The organism is Pseudomonas sp. (assembly GCF_030150285.1).
Classification (GTDB): Bacteria; Pseudomonadota; Gammaproteobacteria; order Pseudomonadales; family Pseudomonadaceae; genus Aquipseudomonas.
On record NZ_JASLGE010000039.1, the window covers coordinates 1 to 23,814 of the forward strand.

Here is a 23,814-nt window from a genome sequence, read left to right on the forward strand (position 1 = left end):
CCTGCTCTCGGCCTGCCGAAAGGGGCCTGAAGATCAAGATCAATAGCGCGTGCGACGTGCTCCGTAGCAGTTGCCGAGCTGTGCGAGGCTACGTCCGATTGCGCAGCGATCGTAAATCCTGAGTCCCGGATCAGGCAGGTAGACCGCGCTGTCTGGTTTTACGACGACTGCGTCGCCGGACGTAGCCTCGCATGGCTCGTCAACGCCTACAGGGGGCGTCGGCCGGTTGCAGTTCCAACAACGCCAGCGAACGCGCGGTCATGTGGTAGGGGGTGTTGAACGCCAGGTCGCGCGGGCCTTGGGTGTCCGGGTCGGTGGTGTCGAGCTGGCACGCCCAGCCAACCCCTTGCGCTACCGGGGGGAGGGTGAAGTCCACCGCCTCGAAGTGGGCGTTGATCACGATCAGCAATGTGGCATCCGCCCCCGCACGTTGCACGCCCGACACCTGTGCCCGACCATCGAGCAACATGCCCAGGCAGCGGCCCTCGGGGTCGTGCCATTGCGCAATGCTCATTTCTTCCCCAGACGAGGCCAGCCAGCTGACGTCCTTGACCCCCACCTCTTCGTTGTAATGCCCCACCAGAAACAAGCCGCGCCGTAGCACCGGGTAGTGCCAGCGCAACGCGATTACGCGCTTGACGAACGCCAACAGCGAGGTGCCTTGGCTATCCAGCGACCAATTGACCCAGCCAATCTCGCTGTCCTGGCAATAGGCGTTGTTGTTGCCGTGTTGGGTGCGGGCAAACTCGTCGCCCGACACCAGCATCGGCGTGCCTTGGGCCAGCAGCAGCGATGCCAGCAAATTACGCATCTGGCGCTGGCGCAGGGCCGTGATGTCGGGGTCGTCGGTGGGGCCTTCCACACCGTGGTTCCAGGACAGGTTGTTGTGGGTGCCGTCCTGGTTGTTTTCGTCGTTGGCCTCGTTGTGTTTGTCGTTGTAGGACACCAGGTCGTGGAGGGTAAAACCGTCGTGGGCGGTGATGAAGTTGACCGAGGTGTACGGCCTGCGCCCGCGCTGGTTGAACAGGTCGCCCGAGGCGGTCAGGCGTGCAGCGACGTTGGGCAACTGGCCTTCGTCGCCTTTCCAGAACGCGCGAAATGTGTCACGGAACTGGTCGTTCCATTCTGCCCAGCCCGGCGGAAAGTGACCCACTTGGTAGCCGCCGGGGCCGCAGTCCCAAGGTTCGGCAATCAGTTTGACTTCGCGCAATAACGGGTCCTGCCTGCAAGCCACGAGGAAGCTGTGGCGTTCGTCAAACCCTTCCCGATACCGCCCCAGGATGGTGGCCAGGTCGAAACGAAACCCATCGACGTGCATTTCATGGGCCCAGTAACGCAACGAGTCGGTGACCATCTGCAGCACGCACGGGTGGCTCAGGTCCAAGGTGTTGCCGGTGCCGGAATCGTTGATGTAGTAGCGTTTGTCATCGGCCATCAGGCGGTAGTACGACGCGTTGTCGATACCTCGCATCGACAGGGTGGGGCCTTGTTCGTTGCCTTCGGCCGTGTGGTTGTAAACCACGTCGAGGATCACTTCCAGCCCGGCTTCATGCAGGTGCGCCACCATCTCCTTGAACTCGGCAATGTTGCCGCTGGCCAGGTAACGCGGGTCGGGGGCAAAGAAACCGATGCTGTTGTAGCCCCAGTAGTTGGTCATGCCTTTTTGCAGCAGGTGCTGATCGTTGACGAAGGCGTGCACCGGCAACAACTCAATGCTGCTCACGCCCAGGGTGCGGATGTGTTCGATCACGTCGTCAACCATCAACCCTGCAAAGGTCCCGCGCACGGCCTCTGGCACTGCGGGGTGGGTCATGGTCAGGCCGCGCACATGGGCTTCATAAATCAGCGTGCGTTCCCACGGCACGTTCAGTCGATGATCACGACCCCACGTGTGGGCCGGGTCGATCACTTTGCACTTGGGCACAAAGGGCGCACTGTCACGCTCGTCGAAACTGAGGTCAGCATCGGGGTGGCCGATGGTGTAGCCAAACAGCGCCTCGGACCACGTCAGTTCGCCCACCAGTTGTTTGGCATAGGGGTCGATCAGCAGTTTGTTGGGGTTGAAGCGATGGCCGTTTTGCGGATCATAAGGGCCGTGTACCCGATAGCCATACACTTGCCCGGGGTGTGCGTCCGGCAGGTAGCCATGCCAGGTTTCGTCGGTGTACTCCAGCAGCTCGATGCGCTCCAGTTCAACCTCGCCGGCGGCATCGAACAGGCACAGTTCGACCTTGGTGGCATTGGCCGAGAACAGCGCAAAGTTCACGCCCAAACCGTCCCAGGTCGCGCCAAGCGGAAAGGGCAGCCCTTCGCGAATCCGCGAAGGGCCCGGGGCTGAGGTGTGTTGGTTCATGAACGATACCCTCAAACAGTGAACGGTAGTCCCGCGTGGGCGGGCCTCAAGACGCCGTCGGTTTGCGCGGGGCGCGGGGCTTTTTGGCTGCGGGGGGCTTGCCCGCTGGCTTGGCATCGGGCGTTTTCGCTCCAGGTGTGGCCAGTGTTTCGGCAGCGGCCAGTTTTACCGCCATGTCCCAATGCCGGGCTTGTTGGCCCTCGGGCCGGCCCTCCGATTCCCAGATCTGGTAGGCAAATTCACGGATACGCGTGTTGTCGTGATGCATGGCAATGCTCCTGAACGAGTGGGTGAAACCAGTGATCGTGGTGCGTTGAGTTCAGCGCGTCGACGCTGTTGCCTGTGGCTTCAGCGATCACGCTCCCAGGCTTGCAAACGGGCACACGCCAGCCGTTCAAGGCGCCCAGTAGCGTCTATGGCCTCCAGCAGCACGCTGCTGTCTACGGGTAGCCGTCGGCACCAGTTGGGGTGGCCGCTGATGGTGCCCGGCAAATTGGCTTGTTCCTCCAGGCCCAACGCATCTTCAATGGGCAACAGCACCAGCGGTGCCCGGGTGTGCCCCAGGTAGCGGATGCTGGCGTCGAGCGTCGGTGCGTTGCTTTGAGTGTCCTCCTGGAAATTTTGCGGGTCCCGGCGCAATGCCTCATTGAGCCCTTCGCATTCGCGCTGGCGTATTTCCCGCCAGCGGCTGGCCGTGACCGGGTCAATCAGGGCCAGGCGTTCGTTCCAGTCAATATCGCGACCGTGCAACCAGCCGCTGAGGGTGGGCAGGTCGTGGGTGCTGGTGGTGGCGAGTGCATCGTCCGGCCAGGCGAGAATGGGTTTGAAGTGGGCACCGTAATCCTGTTCGAACAACAGCACGCGCATGCCGAGGATGGCCCGCTCGCTGAGCTTTTCCCGCAGGCCGTCCGGCACCGTGCCCAGGTCTTCGCCGAGCACGATGGCTTGATGGCGCACTGATTCCAGCGCCACCAGTCGCAGCAGGTCATCCACCGGGTAATACAAATAGGCCCCTTCGCTGGGCGCAGCCCCCACCGGCATCACCCACAAGCGTTGCAGGCCCAGTACATGGTCGATGCGCAGGCCTCCGGCATGGGCAAAGTTGGCCCGCAGCATTTCGATAAAGGCGCGGAAACCGTTGCGTTTGAGGCCTTCGGGCGAAAACGCTGAAATGCCCCAGCCCTGGCCTGCCCGGTTGAGCGGGTCGGGCGGGGCTCCCACGGTGAGGTGGGCCAGCAGTTCGTCCTGCCGGCACCAGGCCTGGCTGCCCGCGCCATCGGCTCCCACGGCCAGGTCGGCAATCAAGCCCACCGCCATGCCGCTGGCGCGGGCCGTGGCCTGCGCACGGTCCAGGCATTGGGCCATCAGCCACTGACAAAACGCGAAATAGGCGATCAGGTGCCCGTGTTCCTCGGCAAACTGCAGCAGGGCCGGGCTGTCGGGGTTGCGCCATGGCTCAGGCCAGTTGCGCCAGTCCAGGCTGAGGCCTTCGGTGGCGGCTACTGTTTGCAGGGCTTCGAAGCGACAGTGGTTTTCCAGGGCTTCGCCGCCCGTGTCACGAAAGCGCTGAAAATCGTGTTTGAGCGGGTGATCGTCGCGGGCAAAGTCGTCATGCAGTTGGCGCAGCAGCACCTGCTTGGCCCGCGTGGCGGCGGGCCAGTCGATCAGGGGCAACTGCTCCAGCTCTTGCAGATGGTCGGCCAGGCCTGTGGCGGCGATCGCCTGGTTGACCGCCTCATCACCGAGGATGCTGGCGGGTGAGGCATACAGGTAGTTAAGCAGTAATCGGCTGGACGGTGAGTACGGGCTGTACTGCTCGGGTGTGCTGCTGCTCATGGCGTGCAGCGGGCTGATTGCCAGTGCTTCGGCCCCGCGTTCGCCGGCGGCCAGCAGCACGGTTTCCAGTGCTTGGGTATCGCCGAACCCGCCGTCCCCGGCGCGGCGCAGCGAATAAAGTTGCACGCTCAGCCCCCAGGTGCGCGGTGTTGATTGATGCAAGGCGTCGCCCACGCTGTAGCACCTGGCCGGAGCCACGGCCAGCGTGAAGTGCTGATCGCCCGCCTGAACCCGGTGGTAGCCGATGGGGATCATGCCCGGCAAAACGGCGTCGGCATCCAGCTGAATAGGCAGTGATCCGCCCTTCTCAAGTTGCACCACGCAATAGGTGTGGGCATTGAAATAACGGGAAAGGTCCAGAGCCTTGCCCACGTCGGCGGTCAGGAGCGGTGGCAAGCGTTTGTTCTGCTGCTCCAGTTGCAAGTTAAGCAGGCTGGTTTCGATGCTTTCGGCACTGTCGGCAGGCAGGCCCAAACCGGCCAGTACCGCTTGCAGCACGTGGGGTTTGACCCGCTGGGGTTGGCCGTTGGCATCGATCCAGTCAACGGCCAGCCCGGCCCGGCCCGCCAGTACTTCCAATTGCGCTTCACTCATGAGGGCTCCCTGTGGGGTGGGCGGTCGGTTCTGAGCGGCGTGTCGCCCGTTTAGGGGGTGGCGGATCGCACCATGGATTGAGCAACCAATTGTTCATACAACTCGGCGTAGGGCTCAACCGCCTGGCACCAGTTAAAGGGCGCGGCCATTGCACGGCAGCGCATGGCGTTGAACAGCGCGGGGTAGGCAAACACCTTGAAGGCCCGGCTCAGCGCTGTTTTGAAGCTGTCGGGCGTGGACTCGTCAAACAGAAAGCCGGTGACCCCGTCTTCAATGGTGTCGGCCAGGCCGCCGGTGTTGCGGGCGACCGGCAGTGACCCAAAGCGCTGCGCGTACATTTGGCTCAAGCCGCAGGGCTCGTAGCGCGAAGGCATCAGCAGAAAGTCGCTGCCGGCGAACATGCGCCGCGCGTCAGTTTCATTGAAGCCGATGCGCACGCCGATATGGCCAGGAAAGCGCAGCGCCAGTTCACGCATGGCCTGTTCTTCTTCAGGCTCGCCCCGGCCAATGACGCAGATTTGCCCGCCAGCCGCGACGATAAACGGAGCCACGGCTTCGGTCAGGTCCAGGCCTTTTTGATAGACCAGCCGCGACACCACCGCGAATAACGGCCCCGTGGAAGGCTCCAGCTCGAAGAGGGCACGCACATGGGCCGTGTTCTGGGCTTTGCCCGCCCAGTCACCGATGCTGAACGGGGCGACCAGGTGCGGGTCGGTCGACGCCTCCCAGCTCTCATCAATGCCATTGGGAATACCGGTAAGCAGCCCTTGCTGGGTTTTACTGGCCAAAAAACCGTCCAGCCCGCAGCCAAAGGCCGGGGTGGTGATTTCTTGCGCATACGTGGCGCTGACCGTCGTGATATGGCTGGAGTAGGCCATGCCGGCTTTGAGGAAGGACAATTTGCCATAGAACTCCATGCCTTCCTGTTGCAGGGCATGGGGCGGTATGCCCAGTTCCGGGCAGCAGGCCAGGCTGACCACACCTTGGTAAGCCAGGTTATGAATGGTGAACAGGGTGGGCGTGCGCTGGCCGCGCCAGTGCATATAGGCGGGAGCAAGCCCGGCGGGCCAATCGTGGGCGTGCACCAAATCGGGCTGCCAGTGAATCTGCGCCAGGTTGGCGGCGATGTCGGCAGCGGCCAGGCCCAGGCGGGCGAAGCGGATATGGTTGTCGGGCCAGTCGCGGCCGTTGTTGGCACCGTAGGGCGTGCCCTCACGCTCATAGAGTTCAGGGCAGATCAGCACATAAATGACCAGGCCGTCTTTGAGGTCCATGCGCCCTATTTTGCAGGCGGGCAAGGCCGCATGGCCGCCCAGTGCCGCAATGATATGAATCGGGTTATCGCTGTTGAGCACTTGCGGGTAGCCGGGGATCAACACCCGCACGTCATGCAAGTGGCGCATGGCGCGCGGCAGTGCGGCCGACACGTCGCCCAGGCCACCGGTTTTCACCAGGTCGGCCAGCTCCGAGGTCACAAACAGCACTTTCTTTTTAGCGCGATTGCCACTGGCAACGGGCAGCGATGCCTTCAAGGCAGGTGTCAGGCCGGGCAATGACACCGTGTGCCGGGCCTTGGGGGTGAAGCGATCATCCTGATGTGGCGCTGCAGCACTGATCATGGCTCTCTCCCGTGTGTCTGTGTTCTGCCTGATGTTTGTCCGATCGGGGGAAAACCGCTTCCTGACCATCGACACACGCCCTGCACGAAAGGGTAAAGCGCCCGATGGCGTGTCGGCTCAACGGGTAGGTTCAACACTGCAAAGAACGCACCATAAAGTGCGATCTGCCTTACAGGTGACCTGCCTCGGGTACCGAAAGTTCGTTTTAACCGCACGGCATCCTGCCGCGCACTTTGCGACAGCGTGGAGTGTAGGAGAGATATACGAGTGGGCAGAGAAAATGCTTATTACAACGGCTTCAAGCGACGAACTGCGGGTGTCGTCGCGAGGCCGCGACCGATGGCGCAGCGATCATAAAACCTCAGCCCCGGCTGTACCGGGCATACGCCATCGCGCAGGAGGTGGCCGGGTCAATGCCCCGGGTAAGTCGCCACCCCTTCATCACGGCCATCATTGCGCAAACCGATCACCTGAAAGGCATCTTTCTGGTCACCCATTTCCATGCCCGGCGAGCCTATCGGCATGCCAGGTACCGCAATGCCTTTGAGGTCGGCGCGCGTGCTCAGGGCAATCACGTGCTCGGCCGGCACATGGCCTTCCACAAATTTGCCGTTGATAACCCCCGTGTGGCAGGACGCCAGTCGCGGTTCGACACCGAGCTGTTCCTTGACGCGGCTCATGTCGTCTTCCACATGGTCGATGACCTTCAAGCCATTGCTTTGCAGGTGGGCGATCCAGTGCTTGCAGCAGCCGCAGTGGGCGTCACGGTGCACATCGATGGTCAGCGGCTCGGCGGCGTGAGCCATCGACGTCAGCAGCAGGGCCGAGAGGGCCGCAAGGCGCAGTGGGTTATTCATCGGGTTCCTCGTTTGGTCAAAAAATGCCAGCCTGAACGGTGTGGGCTGTCAGGTAGATGAGCGGCTGATGACAGATTTGTCAGGTGGGGGCGCGGGCGGGCAAACACGCTCAGGTAACATAAGGCCATACTTCTTTGACGCGTGTGACCTATGGCTCTCGCTGCTCCGCCTGATTTATCTGACCCCGCCGTGTCGGTTCAACCCTTGGCGCGAACCTACCCGCGCGGGTTGTACATTGAACCGCATCACCATGAATGGGGCCAGTTACTCTATGCCATCAGCGGGGTCATGTGGGTCGATACTCCGGATGAAGCCCTGGCGGTGCCGCCGCAACGCGCTGTCTGGCTGCCGCCGGGCGTGCCCCACGGGATTCGCGTGGTGTCGGACTTGCAGATGCGCAATATCTACCTGCCCCCCGCATTGGCCGTCACCCTCGATGCACGCGTGCAGGTCATCGAAGTACAGCGTTTATTGCGCGAGCTGATCATTCATCTGGTGGAACAGACGGACACCTCGGCGGCCTACACTGAGGCGCTGCTGAACCTGACCCTGCTGGAGTTGCAACGCGCCCGGCGCACGTTGCTCAGGGTGTCGATGCCCGACACGGTGGACCGACGCTTGCTGATGGTGTGCCAGTCGGTAATGGCCAACCCGTCGCTGGACATTGCTTTCGAGCAGCACGCCGAGTGCGCGGGGGCCAGTGTGCGAACCCTGGCGCGGCTGTTCCAGCGGGCCTTGGGCATGGGGTTTGTGCAGTGGCGCCGGCAGGTGCAATTGGCTACCGCGGCGGCGGAGTTGATTCAGGGTGCGCCGGTCAGCCAGATCGCGCGTTCACTGGGTTACTCGGCCAGCAGTTTCAGCGATATGTTCCGTCGAGAATTGGGGGTAAGCCCTTCACGGTATGCCGAAGCAGGCGCAGTGCAGGTTGACTGACAGGCCGAAGTGATTGGCCGATGACCCCGTTTTACCCGCCCTACACTGCGCCCATCCTGAAGGCCTCGGAGGGCTAGACATGAAAGCACTGCAATTTTCCCGCACAGGCGACCTGGCTGCGCTCAGTTTAGTGGAGGTGCCGGTGCCCGTCCCTGAGCCGGGTGAGGTCCTGGTGCAGGTGTACGCGGCGGGGCTCAACCCCAGCGATGTCAAAAACGTGCTGGGGCGGTTTCCTTACACCACGGTGCCGCGTATTCCGGGCCGCGATTTCGCCGGTGTGGTGGTGCAAGGCCCGCCAGCGCTAGTGGGCAAAGCCGTATGGGGCACCGGCAAGGAACTGGGATTTTACCGGGACGGCTCGCACGCGGCGTATCTGACCTTGCCGGCCGACGGTGTCGCGCTGAAACCGCCGGCGTTGAGCTTTGCCCAAGCCGCCAGCCTGGGCGTGCCGTACACCACCGCGTGGGATGCGTTGCAACGCAGTGGTGTCGGCCCCGGTACCCGTTTGCTGGTGATAGGAGCCAACGGGGCCGTCGGCACGGCCGCCCTGGGGCTGGCAGCAGTGCTGGGTGCCCGAGTGCTGGCGGCGGTGCGTCGGGTCGACCAGGTCAAGGCGCTGGCGCTGCAAGGCATAGAGGCGCTGCTGCTGGGCGAACCTGAAGCCTTGGCGGCACAGGTCACTGGCATTTTTGCGCAAGGGGCCGAGGTGATTTTCGACACCACCGGGCATTGGTTGCCTGCGGCGGTGCCAGCCCTGGCGGTGTTTGGCCGGGTGGCCATCATTGCCGCGCCTTTGGACGGTCATGTGCAGCTACCGGCCCTGGCGCTGTACCGCAAGGGCGGTACGTTGATCGGTGTGAATTCACTGTTGTACAGCTGCGCCGAGTGCGCACGGATGCTGGACACCTTCGGTCAATACGTCGACCAAGGGGTGCTGGCGCTGCCCGTCGAGCTCGAAGAGGCCGCGCTGGAGGACGGTTTAAGTGCATACGCCAGGGTCAATGCCGGTGTGAGCACCAAGGTGGTGCTGACCCTGTAAATGCTTAGGGCTCCAAGTGCAGGCTGGCCCGAATGCCTTGCACTTCAGCCTTGGTGGCGCTGTACCCGTCGGCCGAGCCTGCGTAAGACAAGGCATAGGCGCTGTTTTGTCGGGTGGCGGCCACCAGGGTCTGGGTGATGACGTGGTTGCCGTTCTGGGTGATTTTGCAGGTGGTTTCCAGGGCTTGCAGACCGCCCAGCGTGCTGCTGCGAATTTTGCTGCAGGCGCTTTGGTAGCCGCCTTTGGCGAAGTTCTGTTGCAAGGCTTTGCGCATCTGCATCAGCACCGCGTCCATTTTCACCTGATGCTCAGGGGCCAGCGTGGTCTGCGTCAGTTCCATCACCATCAACGGATCACCCTGCGCGTCGTTTTTCACGGCCCGCTGACGCTGGGTTTGCGTATCGGCGACGGGCGGCACGGCCTGAACTTCCCAGCCGCCTGGCCAGGTGATGGTTAAACCGTCGGCGTGGGCCGCGGGCACTGAACAGGCGAGTAACAGCCCGATAAACGCGGTGTGGCGGGTTAAAACAGTCATGGTTGACAAGCCTTTGGTGCCATTCGAGGGCGGTTATAGTGTATCAATTAGTGTCAAGGTGTTGCTTTATGAGTACATATCATTTGCACCGTTGCTCAGCTAACTCTTTGCTTCTTATGCCTAATCCCGGACAATCGCGCCCCTCTTATGGCCGGGGCGTTGTCTGTAAGGTGTTTTTTCTACCGCCCCGGCGCGTGGTAACGACCGGCTAGCGGAGATTTGACCGGATGAATGACCAGGCCAACAGCGTCGATGAACGCTTCGACGCAGCCCCGGCTACTTTAAGCCGCTGGAGCCGTGATGACACCACCTGGATGCTGGGCCTGTTCGGCACAGCGATTGGTGCAGGTACCTTGTTTTTGCCGATTAACGCAGGGCTCGGCGGTTTCTGGCCGTTATTGATACTGGCGTTGCTGGCATTCCCCATGACCTTTTATGCCCACCGGGGCCTGACCCGCTTTGTGCTCTCCGGGCGCGACGGCTCAGACATCACCGACGTCGTCGAGGAGCATTTCGGGCTGGGTGCCGGGGCCGTGATCACGCTGATGTACTTTCTGGCCATTTTTCCGATTCTGCTCATTTACAGCGTGGCACTCACCAACACGGTGGGCAGCTTTATGCTCAATCAGTTGTCCATCACGCCGCCGCCTCGGGCAATCCTGTCGCTGGTGCTGATCCTCGGCCTGCTGGTCGTGGTGCGTTGCGGCGAGCAGGTGATCGTCAAAGCCATGAGCATGATGGTGTACCCGTTTATCGTGGCGCTGCTGTTCTTGGCGGTGTTCCTGATTCCACACTGGAACGGCGGCATCCTGTCCACGGCCAGCACCGTACCCGAGCCGTCGGCGTTCCTGCACACGCTGTGGCTGGCAATCCCGGTGATGGTGTTTTCGTTCAACCACTCACCGATCATCTCGGCGTTTGCGGTCGATCAAAAGCGCCGCTACGGGGCGCACGCTGATGAACGCAGCTCGCAAATCCTGTCGCGCGCCCACCTGCTGATGGTGGTGATGGTGCTGTTCTTCGTGTTCAGTTGCGTGCTGACCCTGTCGCCAGCCCAACTGGCCGAAGCCAAGGCGCAGAACCTGTCGATCCTGTCGTACCTGGCCAACCACTTCAGCAACCCGACCATTGCCTTTGCCGCGCCGCTGATTGCATTCGTGGCCATTGCCAAGTCGTTTTTGGGGCACTACATCGGTGCCAGCGAGGGCCTTAAAGGCCTGGTGCTGAAAACGGGCAAACGCCCGGGTGCGAAAAACCTCGACCGCATGACCGCAGCTTTCATGCTGGTGGTGTGCTGGGCGGTCGCGACCCTCAACCCCAGTATTCTGGTAATGATTGAAACCATGGGCGGCCCGGTCATTGCGGCCATCCTGTTTCTGATGCCGATGTACGCCATTCGCCGCATACCGGCCATGCGCAAGTATTCGGGGCGGGTTTCCAATGTGTTTGTCACCGTGATTGGCCTGGTGGCGATTTCATCGTTGGTCTATGCGCTGATCCCTTGACGCTATGTGTGTCGCCGCCGTTCCTGGCGGCGGCATTGGCATCACGCTGTGTAGGACTTGAGTATGGCCTGTACCAGGAATATGATTGCGACCCATTCTTATTCGCATAATATTCCCCGTACGCGCCGAGGGTCACAGTGTCGCCATCCCCGACGAATTCATCGCTGCTGCACGCCGACGTGCGCGATCTCTACAGCAACCATCATCGTTGGCTGGTGAGTTGGCTACGCCAGCGCTTGCGCGACAGTGACCATGCCGCTGACATGGCGCAGGACACCTTTGTGTATGTGCTGCGCAAGCCCGAGCAGGTCGCCGCGCTGCGCGAGCCGCGTGCCTGGTTGAGCAGCATCGCCAAGGGTTTGTTGATTGATCGCTATCGCCGTCAGCAGGTGGAACGGGCGTACCTGGACGCGATTGCGCACCTGCCCGAACCCGAGGTCCCGTCCCCGGAAGAGCGTCTGCTTTTGCTCGAAACCCTGACCCGCCTCGAAGCGCTGCTCGATGGCCTCAAACCCCGGGTGCGCACGGCCTTTTTACTGTCACGCCTTGAAGGCCTGGGCTATCAGGCGATAGCCGAGCAGTTGGGTGTGAGCCTCAGTTCCGTTGAAAAGTACATGGCGACGGCCATTCGCCATTGTTATGTGGCGCGGCACACGCCATGAGCGGCCCCTCTGTCGACTTTGCGCCAGGCGTGCTGGACCAAGCCATCGACTGGCTGGTGAAGCTGCAGTCGGGGGCGGCCGAGCCGTCCGTGTTTGCCGCCTGCGACCAATGGCGCGCGGCTCACCCCAGCCACGAGGCGGCCTGGCAAGCCTTGCAAGTGACCGAGTCCACCTTTCGCCAGGCCGCTCACCTGTCGGGGCGGGTGGCGCGCGATACCCTGGCCGGCAGCCAACGCCTGCGTTCGCGGCGTCAGGCTCTCAAGGTGCTGGGTGTGGGCGCGCTGGGCGTCGGGGCGGGCGGTTGGGTGGTCCAGCAGCAACCCTGGCACTCCCTGGGGGCTGACTACGCGACCGGGGTGGGTGAGCGGCGAAGCTTCGACCTGGCGGATGGCTCGCGCTTGCAGCTCAATACCGACAGCGCTGCTGATGTGCTGTTCGATGCGCAACAACGATTGATCGTGTTGCGCGCAGGCGAACTGTTTATCCGCACGGGCGCTGACGTGGCGGCGGGGCACAGGCCGCTCTGGGTGCAGACTCGCGAGGCCCGCTTGCTGGCCCTTGGCACCGCGTTCGACGTGCGTCAGCTGGCGGGTCAAACGCGTCTGAACGTCGAAGAGGGAGGGGTGGCCATTCATTTGCCTGCGGCCGGGCCGGTGCGCGTGTCCGCCGGGCAGGAGTACCTGATCGACCGTGATACCGCTCGGCTGCAAGCGGCCCCCGTGATGAGCGCCAGTGGCTGGACCCAGGGAGCCGTGGTAGCGCGGCAGATGCGCTTGGCGGACCTCGCCCGGGAATTGGCGCGTTACCGCCACGGCTGGTTGCAGTGCGACCCGGCCGTGGGCGATTTACGCGTGTCGGGGGTGTTCCAACTGGACCGCATCGACCCGGCACTGGAAGGCCTGACCCAATCTTTGCCGGTACGCATTGAGCGGCGCACGCGTTTCTGGACGCGGATCGTGGCGGTTTAACCGGCACCTCTCGCGCCGGCCGGCCCTTATCAATACGAATAATTATCAAAATACTTTGCGGGTTTTGCGGCGTCCTTCGACAAACAGGCATAAGACCTTTTAATTGCAGGAGCTCGTGCCCCATGTCCCGTGTTTTTCGCACCCCTTACTTACCCTCACACAGCCGCCTGGCGCTGGCTTTGCAGGCTGTACTGCTGGGGGCCGGTGTGTTGGCTGCCGCACAACCGTTTTCACTGAGCGTGGCCGCGTCGGTCAGCGCGCAGCACAGCTTTGATGTGTCGGCGGGGCCGTTGGACGAGGCGCTCAATCGCTTTGCCCAGCAAGCCGAGATTTCGTTGCCTTACGACCCGGCAGTGGTGAAAAACAAACAGGCCCCTGCGCTTAAAGGCCGCTATGACATTGCCCAAGGCTTGCACCACTTGCTCAGTGGCAGCGGCTTGACAGCCAGCGAAGGCGCTCAGGGTGTCTGGACGTTGTACCCGCTGACCAGCGGCGAAGGCCAATTACAACTGCAAGCCACCAGCGTCACCGGGCTGGCACTGGGAAGCACCACGGAAAACAGCCATTCCTACACCACGGGCCAAGCCAGTACGGCGACCAAACTACCGCTGTCCCTGCGAGAAACGCCGCAATCGGTCACGGTCATCACCCGCCAACAAATGACCGACCAAGGGTTGGGCAGCATCGCCGACGTGTTGGGGCTGACCCCCGGTATCACCGTGATGCACGACGACAGTGAGCGCTACAACTTCTACGCCCGTGGCTTCAGCCTGGATAACTTCCAGTACGACGGCGTGCCCACCTCAGACTTCACCACTAACACCAATGGCCTGGGCCTGCGTGACATGGCCATTTATGACCGCGTTGAAGTCGTACGCGGCGCGACGGGCTTGATGAGCGGCGTAGGCAGCCCTTCGGGGGCAGTCAACCTGGTGCGCAAGCGCCCGACCAAAACATTCCAGGGCTACGTCTTGGGCAGCGGCGGTTCGTGGGACCGCTATCGCACGGAAATGGACCTGTCGGGGCCCTTGAGTGACAACGGCGCGCTGCGCGGGCGCGTGGTGGCGGCTCGCGAAGATGGCCGTTCGTTTATCGACCGCTACGCCGCCACCAAGGACGTGTTTTACGCCATTGGCGAAGCCGACGTCACGGACGCGACAACGCTGTACGCCGGTATCGACTACCAGCGCATCAACGCCAACGGCTCAAGCTTCGGCCAATTGCCGCTGTACTACACCGATGGCAGCCGCACCCACTTCAAACGGTCGATGAACCCGGCGGCCAAGTGGGCGTATGCCGACAGCGAAAGCACCAAATACTTCGCTGGGGTGGATCAGCGCTTTGACAATGATTGGGTGCTGAAGGTCGAGGCCAGCCATTGGAAGGGCAACACTGACCAGCTCCAGGGCAACCTGATCGGCTGGGGCCCATTCCCGGACAAGGCCACGGGCGAAGCGCAGTTCATGAGCGGCACCAAATCGTTCCAGATCAACACCGATACGCTGGACGCATACGCCAGCGGGCCATTTGAGCTCCTGGGTCGAACCCACGAATTGGTGGTTGGCATGAACGTCAGCAACCGTCGCTCCGATTACCTGGCGATCAACGCCGATGACATCACCGTCAACTACCTGAACTGGAACAACGACCCGCCGCGCCCCAGCGGCCTGACGCAGGGCCTGAAGCAACGGTACAAAACCCAGGAGTCCTCGGCCTACGCGGCTTTACGCCTGAAGCCGACAGATGATTTATCGGTAATTCTGGGCACGCGGGTGGTGGACTACGACCGTAAAGGGACCATGACCTACAACGCGGCGCAAGTGACCCCCGACACGGATAACGCGAAGAAAACCGGCGAAGTGATTCCCTACGCCGGGATCGTCTACGACCTGACGGAAAACCACTCGGTCTACGCCAGCTACACCGATATTTTCACGCCGCAAAGCTACTTCGACCGCGAAGACCGCCTGCTCGCGCCCATGACCGGGCAAAGCTACGAGGCGGGCTTGAAGTCCGAGTACTTCGGCGGAGCGTTGAACACCAGCCTGGCGGTGTTTTTGATCAAGCAGGACAACTACGCCGAATACGACGGCATGCGCGACAATGGCCAGGATGCTTACAAGGCCATCAGCGGCACCAAAACCAAAGGTTTCGAAGCCGAAATCTCGGGTGAATTGCTGCCCGGCTGGCAATTGCTGGCGGGCTACACCTACGCCCAGCCCCGGGACAAGGAAGGCAAGCGCATTAACAGCAACCACCCTGAGCAACTGTTCAAACTCTCCACCAGCTATGCACTGGACGGCGACTTCAAGGACTTGACCGTGGGCGGTAACGTGTCATGGCAAGGCTCCACCTACAGCGAGCTGGACGCTTCCATCAAAACCGAAGCGAAGGAGGGCAGCTTTGCCGTGGTCGGCTTGATGGCGCGTTATGACATCAACCAGAACCTCAGCGCCACGGTCAACGTCAATAACCTGTTCGATCGCGAATACCTCAGCGGCTATGGCCTGTATTCGACCTACTACTATGGCGACCCGCGTAACGTGATGGTGGGCATGAAATACAGCTTCTGACGCAGGTTTCATGAAGGGTCTGCCTGAATGGGCTAGGGTAGAACAACACGCTCAAACCGGAGACACATCATGAACGAACCAAGCGTTCATAAAGCAGCTGCAGACGGCTACACACGGGGTGCTGACATTTATGTACGCGGGCGCCCCGACTACCCGCCGCAGGTGACGCAGTGGCTGGCCGACACCCTGGCTCTGGCACCGGGAAAAACCGTGCTGGAGTTGGGTGCGGGCACTGGCAAATTCACCCCGCGGCTGATTCAGACGGGTGCCCGAGTGATCGTGGTTGAGCCAGTGCGGGCCATGCTCGACAAACTGACGGCGACGTACCCTGGGGTCGAGGCGCATCAAGGTACGGCGCAGGCTATTCCTTTGCCGGATGCCAGCGTCGATGGGGTGGTGTGCGCACAGGCGTTTCACTGGTTTGCCCATCACGCGGCGCTGGCTGAAATACACCGTGTGCTCAAGCCGGGCGGCCGTCTGGGGCTGATCTGGAACCTGCGCGATGCGCGCGTGCCGTGGGTGGCGGAACTGGATGCCCGGGTCAACCAATGGGAGGGCGACGCGCCGCGCTTTTACACCGGGGCGTGGCGTGCGGCGTTTCCGTTTGACGGGTTTGGCCCGCTGCAGGCGCAAACCTTCAGCCAGTTGCACACCGGCCCGGTGGAAGACGTGATATTCAACCGCGTGCGCTCTACCAGCTTCGTTTCGGCCCTGGCCCCGGCCGACCGCGAAAAACTGGAAGCACGCGTGCGCGAACTGGTGGCCAGCGAACCGGCGTTAAACCACGGCGGTGACGTCAGCGTGCCGTACATCACCTCAGCTTTCGTGGCTGAAAAGCTCGGCTTATCCATTGCTGCGGTCACGGCCACTTAAGGTTCCGGCTTTACGCCGTGCCATTGCGCAAAACCTGCGTTCGGCCAGCGTGGTTTAAAGGGGGGGCTTGGATCAAAAGCCAGATCAAAAGATCACGAGCAAGCTCGTTCCTACAGGCCTTGCTGCGTTCGGTCAGCGTGGCTTAAAGGGGCAAAAACATGCACTGTAGGAGCGAGCTTGCTCGCGATCTTTTAAAGGTCAAAAGATGACGAGCAAGCGCGTTCCCTCACGTGATGGTGAGAAAGCGTGTGGATTATCGGGTGAGCAGCGCTTCGAGTTTTTCCTGGTCGCGGGCGAATTGGCGGATGCCTTCGGCCAGTTTTTCAGTGGCCATCGCGTCTTCGTTGGAGGCCCAACGAAATTGCGCTTCATTGAGTGCCAAGCGCGGTTCGCCGTCGTTGCCCGGGCTCAGTTTGCGCTCCAGCGTGCCGGTTTCCTGAGCCAGCTTTTCAATCAGTTCAGGGCTGATGGTCAGGCGGTCGCAGCCGGCCAGTTGTTCGATCTGGTTGAGGTTGCGGAAGCTGGCACCCATGACCACGGTCTTGAAGTCATTAGCCTTGTAGTAGTTGTAGATGCGGGTGACGGATTGCACACCCGGGTCATCGGAGCCCTGGTAGTCAATGCCGGTCGATTTTTTGTACCAGTCATAAATCCGGCCCACGAACGGCGAGATCAAAAACACCCCGGCGTCGGCACAGGCGGCAGCCTGGGCAAACGAGAACAACAGGGTCAGGTTGGTTTGAATTCCGTCCTTTTCCAGTTTTTCGGCGGCGCGAATGCCTTCCCAGGTGGACGCCAGTTTGATCAGTACACGGTCACGGCCTACGCCGGCCTTGTCGTACAGCTCGATCAGGCGGTGGGCTTTTTGCAGCAGGGCGGGCTCATCGAATGACAGGCGAGCGTCGACCTCAGTGGAAATACGCCCAGGGATCACGTTCAAGATACCGCTACCCACCGACACCGCGAACAAGTCGCTGGCCAGCCCCACATCGCCCTTGGCATGGCTGATGGCGTTGTTCAGCAGTTCGGCATAGCCGGGCAATGCAGCAGCCTTGAGCAGCAGGGAAGGGTTGGTGGTGGCATCCACGGGTTTGAGGCGGGTAATCGCGTCGAGGTCGCCAGTGTCTGCGACCACGGTGGTGAACTGCTTGAGTTGTTCCAGCTTGGAAGTCATGAGCGTCTCTGTTGGCAAGTGGCAGTACAGATGAAAGGTGTCGTCGGTCAAAAAAGTGTGGCTATCAGCATGCCGCTGAAGTCACTTGAAGCGCAACTTGTGTGCGATTAAATCTGTGCCTGAATTGATCGTTTCTTACGCTGCCGGGTGATTTTCCTTAATGTGCGGGCGGGAGCCTTCCTGCTGAGGAAAGACAGCACGATTGGCCACGTTCTTATCAGGGTTGGCTATTCTGACAGTCCGCGTTTATACACATGTGCGCACTACAGGAGTTCCGGCATGAAGCTTCGCATGATGATGGGTATGGTGGTTATGGCCTCGATCGGGGTCGTGGGCTGTGCCAGCAAGGTCCAGCAACCGGATGAATATTCCGGGTTTCTAAAGGATTACAGCCGCCTTAAAGAGGCGAAATCGCCTTCCGGCGCCGAGGTAATGCGTTGGGTCGATCCTGATATCAAAAACAAGCACTACACCCATTTTTATGTGGAACCGAGTCAGTTTTACCCCGCCCCTCAACCGACGGCCAACATTCCGCTCAACTCAATGACCGCAATGACCGATTATTACGACCAGGCCTTAAAGCGTGAGCTGAGCCTGTCGTTGCCGCAGGCCAGTGCCCCCGGCCCGGGTGTGCTTGTGGTGCGGCCAGCCATCACGGCCGTGAGCAGCAAAACCGAAGGGCTCAAACCTTATGAGTACATCCCGGTGGCGCTGGTCGCCGCCGCGGTCACGACAGCCTCCGGGCATCGCGATCAGGAAACCGGGCTCGCCACGGAAGCGGCGTTTATCGACGGGGGCAGCCAGAAGGTGGTTGCCCAGGTCGTGCGCAAGGGCATCGGCAAGCCTTTGAAAAACGAAAGCCAGGTGATGCAGGCCGATGACGTGAAGGCGGTCATTGATGGTTGGGCATCGGATATGCACCAGTCGTATTTGAAACTGAAACCGTGAAGGTCTGAGGCACCGTGCTACGCACAGGCGTCATAAAAAGTGGGCAAAATATATGTCTATGCGTAGGCAATGACTGATGATGTGGAAGGCATCCACTATTTGTCACCCTGGCCATGATGAAATTAGGCGCGGACCATAGGTCGTCTGCGGTATTCGTGTTTAACTTCGGCCTCTTCAAAAAACTGTTAAGAAGGACATTGTTCATGGCTCAAGTGACGCTTAAAGGCAACCCTGTTCAAGTCAACGGCACCTTGCCACAAGCGGGTACCCAGGCCCCGGCGTTTTCGCTGGTGGCGGGCAATCTGGCCGACGTAACCCTGGCCGATTTTGCGGGCAAGCGCAAAGTGCTGAACATCTTCCCAAGCGTAGACACCCCGACCTGTGCGACTTCGGTGCGTAAATTCAACGCCCAGGCCAACGATCTGGACAACACCGTGGTGCTGTGCATTTCGGCTGACCTGCCGTTCGCTCAAGCACGTTTCTGCGGTGCCGAAGGCCTGGAAAACGTTCAGAACCTGTCGACCCTTCGCGGTGCCGAGTTCATCGAAAACTACGGCGTAGCCATTGCTGACGGCCCGCTGAAAGGCCTGACCGCCCGTGCCGTTGTGGTGCTGGACGCTAATGACAACGTGCTGCACAGCGAGTTGGTCAAGGAAATCGCTGAAGAGCCGGACTACGAAGCAGCGCTGGCTGTTTTGAAGTAACACGCGCCGCGTGACGGTAAACGGTCTGGCACGAGAGTGCCGGGCCGTTTTTTTTTGTACATGACACAATTCAGGGCGCTCGCCCCCTTACAACGTAAATACCCGGTAAAGAGCCTTTTCATAACCGCCGACACTGCTTATCGTTCAGCCTCCTGACAATAAGCGCTCGCGCCCAACTGGTTGATCACTCAATGCATTCGTCTGTTTCCCCTAAATCTCGTCGCTGGCTGGTTGGCCTGCTGGTCTTGCTGATTGCTCTTGGCGTGAGCTGGTGGTGGTGGCCGTCAGACGCGAAAAAAGCACAGACGGCACAACCCGCAGGCCAGGCTGGCCGTTCGGGGATGATGCGCCCGGGGTTTGGCGGGTCTACCCAGGCCGTGCCGGTGCGGGTCGCCGAGGTGACGCGGGGCGACTTCCCTGTTTACTACAAGGCCCTGGGCACGGTGACGGCGCTCAACACCATTAATGTGCGCAGCCGTGTCGCCGGTGAGTTGATCAAGGTGTATTTCAAGGAAGGGCAAATGGTCAAGGCCGGTGAGTTGCTGGCCGAGATCGACCCACGTAGCTACCAGAATGCCTTGCTGCAAGCGGAAGGGACGTTGTTGCAGAATCAGGCGCAGTTGAAGAACGCTCAGGTCGATGTGCAGCGCTACCGCGGCCTGTACGCCGAGGACAGCATTGCCAAGCAAACCCTGGACACCGCCGAAGCGCTGGTCAACCAGTACCAGGGCACGGTCAAAACCAACCAGGCGGCCGTCAATGACGCCAAGCTTAACCTCGAATTCACGCGCATCCGTGCCCCGATCAGCGGCCGCGTGGGCCTGCGCCAACTGGACGTGGGCAACCTGGTGAGTGCCAACGACACCACCGCCCTGGTGGTGATTACGCAAACCGAGCCCATTGTGGTGAGTTTCACCTTGCCCGAGAACAACCTGGCGCTGGTCCTGGAACGCTATCGCAGTGGTGCGCAATTGCCCGTGCAGGCCTGGAACCGTGGCGATACCCAAGAGCTGGCCACCGGTGTGTTGAGCAGCATCGATAACCAGATCGATATCACCACCGGTACCCTGAAGTTCAAGGCACTGTTTGAAAACCGCGACCAGCGCCTGTTCCCCAATCAGTTCGTCAATGTGCACGTGCTGGCCGACACGCTCAAAGGTGTGTTGCTGGTGCCGACGCCGGCCATTCAGTTCGGTACCAACGGCACGTTTGTGTATGCAATGGACGGCGACTCAAAAGTCAAAATCCGCAGCATCAAGGTCGGTGCCACTGATGGCGATGTGACGGTGGTCGAAGAGGGCCTGGACGCCGGTGACTGCGTGGTGCTGGAAGGTACCGATCGCCTGCGTGATGGCAGTGCGGCACAAGTGGTCAATGACAGCACGGCGGTGCCCGCGCCGGCGACCGGTCTGCGTCAGGACGCTTCGGCCGCCGAGACCCCGGCGGCACCTGCCGCGGGCCAGGGCAAGGGTAAGGCGCACCCATGAACCTGTCGCGCCTGTTTATCCTGCGACCGGTCGCCACCACGCTGTGCATGCTGGCCATCGTGCTGTCCGGGATCATCGCGTACCGGTTGTTGCCGGTATCGGCCTTGCCCCAAGTCGATTACCCGACCATTCGGGTAATGACGTTGTACCCCGGTGCCAGCCCGGATGTAATGACCAGTGCGGTCACGGCCCCGCTGGAGCGGCAGTTCGGGCAAATGCCCGGGCTGACGCAAATGGCTTCGACCAGTTCCGGCGGTGCGTCGGTGCTGACCCTGCGTTTTAACCTCGACATCAATATGGATGTCGCCGAGCAACAGGTGCAGGCCGCGATCAACGCCGCCAGTAACCTGTTGCCCAAGGACTTGCCTGCGCCGCCGGTGTACAACAAGGTCAACCCGGCCGACACGCCAGTGCTGACGCTGGCAATTACCTCCAAAACCATGCTGTTGCCCAAGCTCAATGACCTGGTTGACACCCGCATGGCGCAGAAAATTGCCCAGATCAGCGGGGTCGGCATGGTCAGCATTGCCGGTGGCCAGCGCCAGGCGGTGCGCATCAAGGTCAACCCCGAGGCACTGGCCGCCAACGGTTTGAACCTGGCCGACGTGCGTAACTTGATCGGTGCCTCCAACGTTAACCAGCCCAAGGGCAACTTTGACGGGCCGACGCGCGTGTCGATGCTCGATGCCAACGATCAGCTCAAAACACCGCAGGAGTACGCCGAGTTGATTCTGGCGTACAACAACGGTGCGCCGTTGCGGCTCAAGGACGTGGCCGAAATTGTTGACGGTGCCGAGAACGAACGGCTGGCGGCCTGGGCCAATGAAAACCAGGCGGTGTTGCTCAATATCCAGCGCCAGCCGGGTGCCAACGTGATTGAGGTGGTGGACCGCATCAAGGCGCTGCTGCCGAGCATCACCGACAACCTGCCCGCCGGTATTGACGTGACTGTGCTCACTGACCGCACCCAAACCATCCGCGCCTCGGTGCGCGATGTGCAACACGAATTGCTGATCGCCATTGCCTTGGTGGTGATGGTGACGTTTTTGTTTCTGCGCCGGGCCAGTGCCACGATCATTCCTTCGATTGCTGTGCCGCTGTCGCTGGTGGGCACCTTCGGGGTGATGTACCTGGCGGGGTTCTCGATCAATAACCTGACCTTGATGGCCTTGACCATTGCCACCGGGTTTGTGGTCGACGACGCCATCGTCATGCTGGAAAATATCTCGCGCTATATCGAGGAAGGTGACAGCCCGATGCAGGCGGCGCTCAAGGGGGCCAAACAAATCGGCTTTACCTTGATCTCGCTGACCCTGTCACTGATTGCGGTGTTGATCCCGTTGCTGTTTATGGCTGACGTGGTAGGGCGCTTGTTCCGCGAATTTGCGATTACCCTGGCGGTGGCCATTTTGCTGTCGCTGGTGGTATCGCTGACCCTGACACCGATGATGTGCGCGCGCTTGCTCAAGGCTGAACCCAAGGCACATGAACAGGGTCGGTTCTATCGCGCCAGCGGTGCCTGCATCGACTGGATGATCGCCGAATACGGGCGCATGTTGCGCTGGGTGCTCAAGCACCAGCCGCTAACGCTGCTGGTGGCCATCGGTACGTTGGGGTTGACGGTGGTTCTGTACATGGTGGTGCCCAAGGGGTTCTTCCCGGTGCAGGACACGGGCGTGATCCAGGGCATTTCTGAAGCCCCGCAATCGATTTCGTTCACTGCCATGAGCCAGCGTCAGCAGGCCCTGGGCTCGCTCATCCTGCAGGACCCGGCGGTTGAAAGCCTGTCGTCCTATATCGGGGTGGACGGCGATAACGCGACCCTCAACAGCGGCCGCATGCTGATCAACCTCAAGCCCCACAGCGAGCGCAGCGAAAGCGCCAGCGATGTGATTGCCCGCCTGCAGCCGCTGCTCGATCAACAAGTCGGCATCAAACTGTTTATGCAGCCGGTGCAAGACCTGACCATCGAGGACCGTGTCAGCCGCACGCAGTACCAGTTTAGCCTGTCGTCACCGGATGCCGATTTGCTGAGCACCTGGAGCCAGAAATTGGTCACGGCCTTGTCCAACCAGCCGGAGCTTCGCGACGTGGCCAGTGACCTGCAAGACAAGGGCTTGCAGGTGTACCTGGTGATTGACCGGGATGCAGCCTCGCGCCTGGGGGTGACTGTGGCCACGATCACTGACGCGCTGTATGACGCTTTTGGTCAGCGCCAGATCTCCACGATCTATACTCAAGCCAGCCAATACCGCGTGGTGTTGCAGGCCAAAGACGGTGAAAAGATCGGCCTGCAATCGCTGGACCAGATCCACGTTAAAACCACCGATGGCGGCCAAGTGCGGTTGTCGAGCCTGGCCCGGATTGAAGAACGTCAGGCGCAACTGGCCGTGTCCCATATCGGTCAGTTCCCGTCGGTCATGGTGTCGTTCAACCTCGCCCCCGGCGTTGCGCTGGGGCACGCGGTGGAACTGATCGGTCAGGTGGAAAAAGACATCGGCATGCCGGTGGGGGTGCGCACCGAATTCCAGGGCGCGGCGCAAGCGTTTCAGGCGTCGCTGTCCAGCACTTTGCTGCTGATTCTGGCGGCCGTTGTCACCATGTACATCGTGCTGGGCGTGCTGTACGAGAGCTACATTCACCCGATCACCATCCTCTCGACCTTGCCCTCGGCGGCGGTAGGAGCCTTGCTGGCGCTGATCCTTACCGGCAACGACCTGGGCATGATCGCCATCATCGGCATCATCCTGCTGATCGGTATCGTGAAAAAGAACGCGATCATGATGATCGACTTCGCCCTCGACGCGGAACGCAATCAGGGCATGGCCCCGGAACAGGCGATTTATCAGGCGGCGCTGTTGCGTTTTCGGCCCATTTTAATGACCACGCTGGCCGCGCTGTTCGGTGCTGTGCCGCTGATGCTGGCCACCGGTTCCGGGGCTGAATTGCGTCAGCCGCTGGGCCTGGTGATGGTCGGCGGTTTGCTGGTGAGCCAGGTGTTAACCCTGTTTACGACCCCTGTCATTTACTTGGCCTTTGATCGGATGGGACGGCGCTGGCGCAAGACGGGCTCGAAAGAGGTGCAGGTATGAGCAGGGTAGTTGCAAGCTTCAAGCGACAAGTTAGAAGCCAGATATCCAGACGCCGACTGCCT

Annotated in this window: 18 protein-coding genes; 11 read left to right on the forward strand and 7 right to left on the reverse strand. The window is 61.1% G+C overall.

What is annotated here, in order from left to right; genetic code table 11:
* Positions 1-199 precede the first annotated feature (199 nt).
* From glgX to Q1W15_RS08845, 5 genes are all read right to left on the reverse strand, one after another.
* Positions 200-2,353 carry a glycogen debranching protein GlgX gene (gene glgX / locus Q1W15_RS08825; RefSeq protein WP_300726500.1) on the reverse strand — a complete coding sequence of 718 codons (2,154 nt, stop codon included), beginning with the start codon at positions 2,351-2,353 and terminating at the stop codon, positions 200-202.
* Positions 2,354-2,399: 46 nt separating this feature from the next.
* Positions 2,400-2,621: a DUF2934 domain-containing protein gene (locus Q1W15_RS08830; protein WP_300726503.1), complete on the reverse strand. Its 222-nt coding sequence runs from the start codon at positions 2,619-2,621 to the stop codon at positions 2,400-2,402.
* 80 nt (positions 2,622-2,701) lie between these two features.
* On the reverse strand, positions 2,702-4,783 hold the full coding sequence (gene malQ, locus Q1W15_RS08835; RefSeq protein ID WP_300726506.1) for a 4-alpha-glucanotransferase: 2,082 nt from the start codon (positions 4,781-4,783) through the stop codon (positions 2,702-2,704).
* Positions 4,784-4,833: 50 nt separating this feature from the next.
* The gene (gene glgA / locus Q1W15_RS08840; RefSeq protein ID WP_300726509.1) at positions 4,834-6,402 is read right to left on the reverse strand and encodes a glycogen synthase GlgA; all 1,569 of its coding nucleotides are present in this window, start codon (positions 6,400-6,402) and stop codon (positions 4,834-4,836) included.
* A 410-nt stretch (positions 6,403-6,812) separates the two neighbouring features.
* Positions 6,813-7,259, reverse strand: a complete 447-nt coding sequence (locus Q1W15_RS08845; protein ID WP_300726512.1) for a DUF411 domain-containing protein — start codon at positions 7,257-7,259, stop codon at positions 6,813-6,815.
* Between the two features lie 150 nt (positions 7,260-7,409).
* Between Q1W15_RS08845 and Q1W15_RS08850 the strand changes: the two genes are divergently transcribed.
* On the forward strand, positions 7,410-8,192 hold the full coding sequence (locus tag Q1W15_RS08850; protein ID WP_300726514.1) for a helix-turn-helix transcriptional regulator: 783 nt from the start codon (positions 7,410-7,412) through the stop codon (positions 8,190-8,192).
* 79 nt (positions 8,193-8,271) lie between these two features.
* Positions 8,272-9,231 (forward strand): zinc-binding alcohol dehydrogenase family protein, encoded by a 960-nt coding sequence (locus Q1W15_RS08855; protein ID WP_300726517.1) that lies wholly within the window; start codon positions 8,272-8,274, stop codon positions 9,229-9,231.
* 4 nt (positions 9,232-9,235) lie between these two features.
* Here Q1W15_RS08855 and Q1W15_RS08860 read toward each other — a convergent pair whose 3' ends face one another.
* Entirely contained in the window at positions 9,236-9,766 is a 531-nt protein-coding gene (locus Q1W15_RS08860; RefSeq protein ID WP_300726520.1) for a DUF4946 domain-containing protein, read from the reverse strand.
* A 227-nt stretch (positions 9,767-9,993) separates the two neighbouring features.
* Between Q1W15_RS08860 and Q1W15_RS08865 the strand changes: the two genes are divergently transcribed.
* From Q1W15_RS08865 to Q1W15_RS08885, 5 genes are all read left to right on the forward strand, one after another.
* Positions 9,994-11,271: a serine/threonine transporter gene (locus Q1W15_RS08865; protein ID WP_300726523.1), complete on the forward strand. Its 1,278-nt coding sequence runs from the start codon at positions 9,994-9,996 to the stop codon at positions 11,269-11,271.
* Positions 11,272-11,408: 137 nt separating this feature from the next.
* The gene (locus tag Q1W15_RS08870) at positions 11,409-11,933 is read left to right on the forward strand and encodes a sigma-70 family RNA polymerase sigma factor (protein WP_300726526.1); all 525 of its coding nucleotides are present in this window, start codon (positions 11,409-11,411) and stop codon (positions 11,931-11,933) included.
* On the forward strand, positions 11,930-12,901 hold the full coding sequence (locus tag Q1W15_RS08875; protein WP_300726529.1) for a FecR domain-containing protein: 972 nt from the start codon (positions 11,930-11,932) through the stop codon (positions 12,899-12,901). Before Q1W15_RS08870 ends, Q1W15_RS08875 begins: the two co-directional genes overlap by 4 nt.
* A 122-nt stretch (positions 12,902-13,023) precedes the next feature.
* Positions 13,024-15,474 (forward strand): TonB-dependent receptor, encoded by a 2,451-nt coding sequence (locus Q1W15_RS08880; protein WP_300726532.1) that lies wholly within the window; start codon positions 13,024-13,026, stop codon positions 15,472-15,474.
* Positions 15,475-15,543: 69 nt separating this feature from the next.
* On the forward strand, positions 15,544-16,347 hold the full coding sequence (locus tag Q1W15_RS08885) for a class I SAM-dependent methyltransferase (RefSeq protein WP_300726535.1): 804 nt from the start codon (positions 15,544-15,546) through the stop codon (positions 16,345-16,347).
* Between the two features lie 253 nt (positions 16,348-16,600).
* Here Q1W15_RS08885 and tal read toward each other — a convergent pair whose 3' ends face one another.
* Positions 16,601-17,521 carry a transaldolase gene (gene tal, locus Q1W15_RS08890; protein WP_300726538.1) on the reverse strand — a complete coding sequence of 307 codons (921 nt, stop codon included), beginning with the start codon at positions 17,519-17,521 and terminating at the stop codon, positions 16,601-16,603.
* A gap of 279 nt (positions 17,522-17,800) precedes the next feature.
* Between tal and Q1W15_RS08895 the strand changes: the two genes are divergently transcribed.
* The 4 genes from Q1W15_RS08895 (at position 17,801) to Q1W15_RS08910 (ending at position 23,752) form a co-directional block, all read left to right on the forward strand.
* Complete coding sequence (locus Q1W15_RS08895; RefSeq protein ID WP_300726541.1) at positions 17,801-18,469, forward strand: DUF3313 domain-containing protein; 669 nt, start codon at positions 17,801-17,803, stop codon at positions 18,467-18,469.
* Positions 18,470-18,672: 203 nt separating this feature from the next.
* The gene (gene tpx / locus Q1W15_RS08900) at positions 18,673-19,173 is read left to right on the forward strand and encodes a thiol peroxidase (protein WP_300726544.1); all 501 of its coding nucleotides are present in this window, start codon (positions 18,673-18,675) and stop codon (positions 19,171-19,173) included.
* Between the two features lie 176 nt (positions 19,174-19,349).
* A complete protein-coding gene (locus Q1W15_RS08905; protein WP_300726640.1) occupies positions 19,350-20,660 on the forward strand; it encodes an MdtA/MuxA family multidrug efflux RND transporter periplasmic adaptor subunit in 1,311 nt (436 codons plus the stop codon).
* Entirely contained in the window at positions 20,657-23,752 is a 3,096-nt protein-coding gene (locus Q1W15_RS08910) for an MdtB/MuxB family multidrug efflux RND transporter permease subunit (protein ID WP_300726552.1), read from the forward strand. Before Q1W15_RS08905 ends, Q1W15_RS08910 begins: the two co-directional genes overlap by 4 nt.
* The last annotated feature ends 62 nt before the right edge of the window (positions 23,753-23,814 follow it).

Excerpts from the sequence above, each read along its gene's own strand:
- Q1W15_RS08910 (WP_300726552.1), top strand. The coding sequence starts at position 20,657 with ATGAACCTGTCGCGCCTGTTTATCCTGCGACCGGTCGCCACCACGCTG.
- Q1W15_RS08855 (WP_300726517.1), top strand. The coding sequence starts at position 8,272 with ATGAAAGCACTGCAATTTTCCCGCACAGGCGACCTGGCTGCGCTCAGT.
- tpx (WP_300726544.1), top strand. The coding sequence starts at position 18,673 with ATGGCTCAAGTGACGCTTAAAGGCAACCCTGTTCAAGTCAACGGCACC.
- Q1W15_RS08845 (WP_300726512.1), bottom strand. The coding sequence starts at position 7,259 with ATGAATAACCCACTGCGCCTTGCGGCCCTCTCGGCCCTGCTGCTGACG.
- Q1W15_RS08850 (WP_300726514.1), top strand. The coding sequence starts at position 7,410 with ATGGCTCTCGCTGCTCCGCCTGATTTATCTGACCCCGCCGTGTCGGTT.
- Q1W15_RS08865 (WP_300726523.1), top strand. The coding sequence starts at position 9,994 with ATGAATGACCAGGCCAACAGCGTCGATGAACGCTTCGACGCAGCCCCG.
- Q1W15_RS08880 (WP_300726532.1), top strand. The coding sequence starts at position 13,024 with ATGTCCCGTGTTTTTCGCACCCCTTACTTACCCTCACACAGCCGCCTG.
- Q1W15_RS08860 (WP_300726520.1), bottom strand. The coding sequence starts at position 9,766 with ATGACTGTTTTAACCCGCCACACCGCGTTTATCGGGCTGTTACTCGCC.
- Q1W15_RS08875 (WP_300726529.1), top strand. The coding sequence starts at position 11,930 with ATGAGCGGCCCCTCTGTCGACTTTGCGCCAGGCGTGCTGGACCAAGCC.
- malQ (WP_300726506.1), bottom strand. The coding sequence starts at position 4,783 with ATGAGTGAAGCGCAATTGGAAGTACTGGCGGGCCGGGCCGGGCTGGCC.
- glgA (WP_300726509.1), bottom strand. The coding sequence starts at position 6,402 with ATGATCAGTGCTGCAGCGCCACATCAGGATGATCGCTTCACCCCCAAG.
- Q1W15_RS08885 (WP_300726535.1), top strand. The coding sequence starts at position 15,544 with ATGAACGAACCAAGCGTTCATAAAGCAGCTGCAGACGGCTACACACGG.
- tal (WP_300726538.1), bottom strand. The coding sequence starts at position 17,521 with ATGACTTCCAAGCTGGAACAACTCAAGCAGTTCACCACCGTGGTCGCA.
- Q1W15_RS08895 (WP_300726541.1), top strand. The coding sequence starts at position 17,801 with ATGAAGCTTCGCATGATGATGGGTATGGTGGTTATGGCCTCGATCGGG.
- Q1W15_RS08830 (WP_300726503.1), bottom strand. The coding sequence starts at position 2,621 with ATGCATCACGACAACACGCGTATCCGTGAATTTGCCTACCAGATCTGG.
- glgX (WP_300726500.1), bottom strand. The coding sequence starts at position 2,353 with ATGAACCAACACACCTCAGCCCCGGGCCCTTCGCGGATTCGCGAAGGG.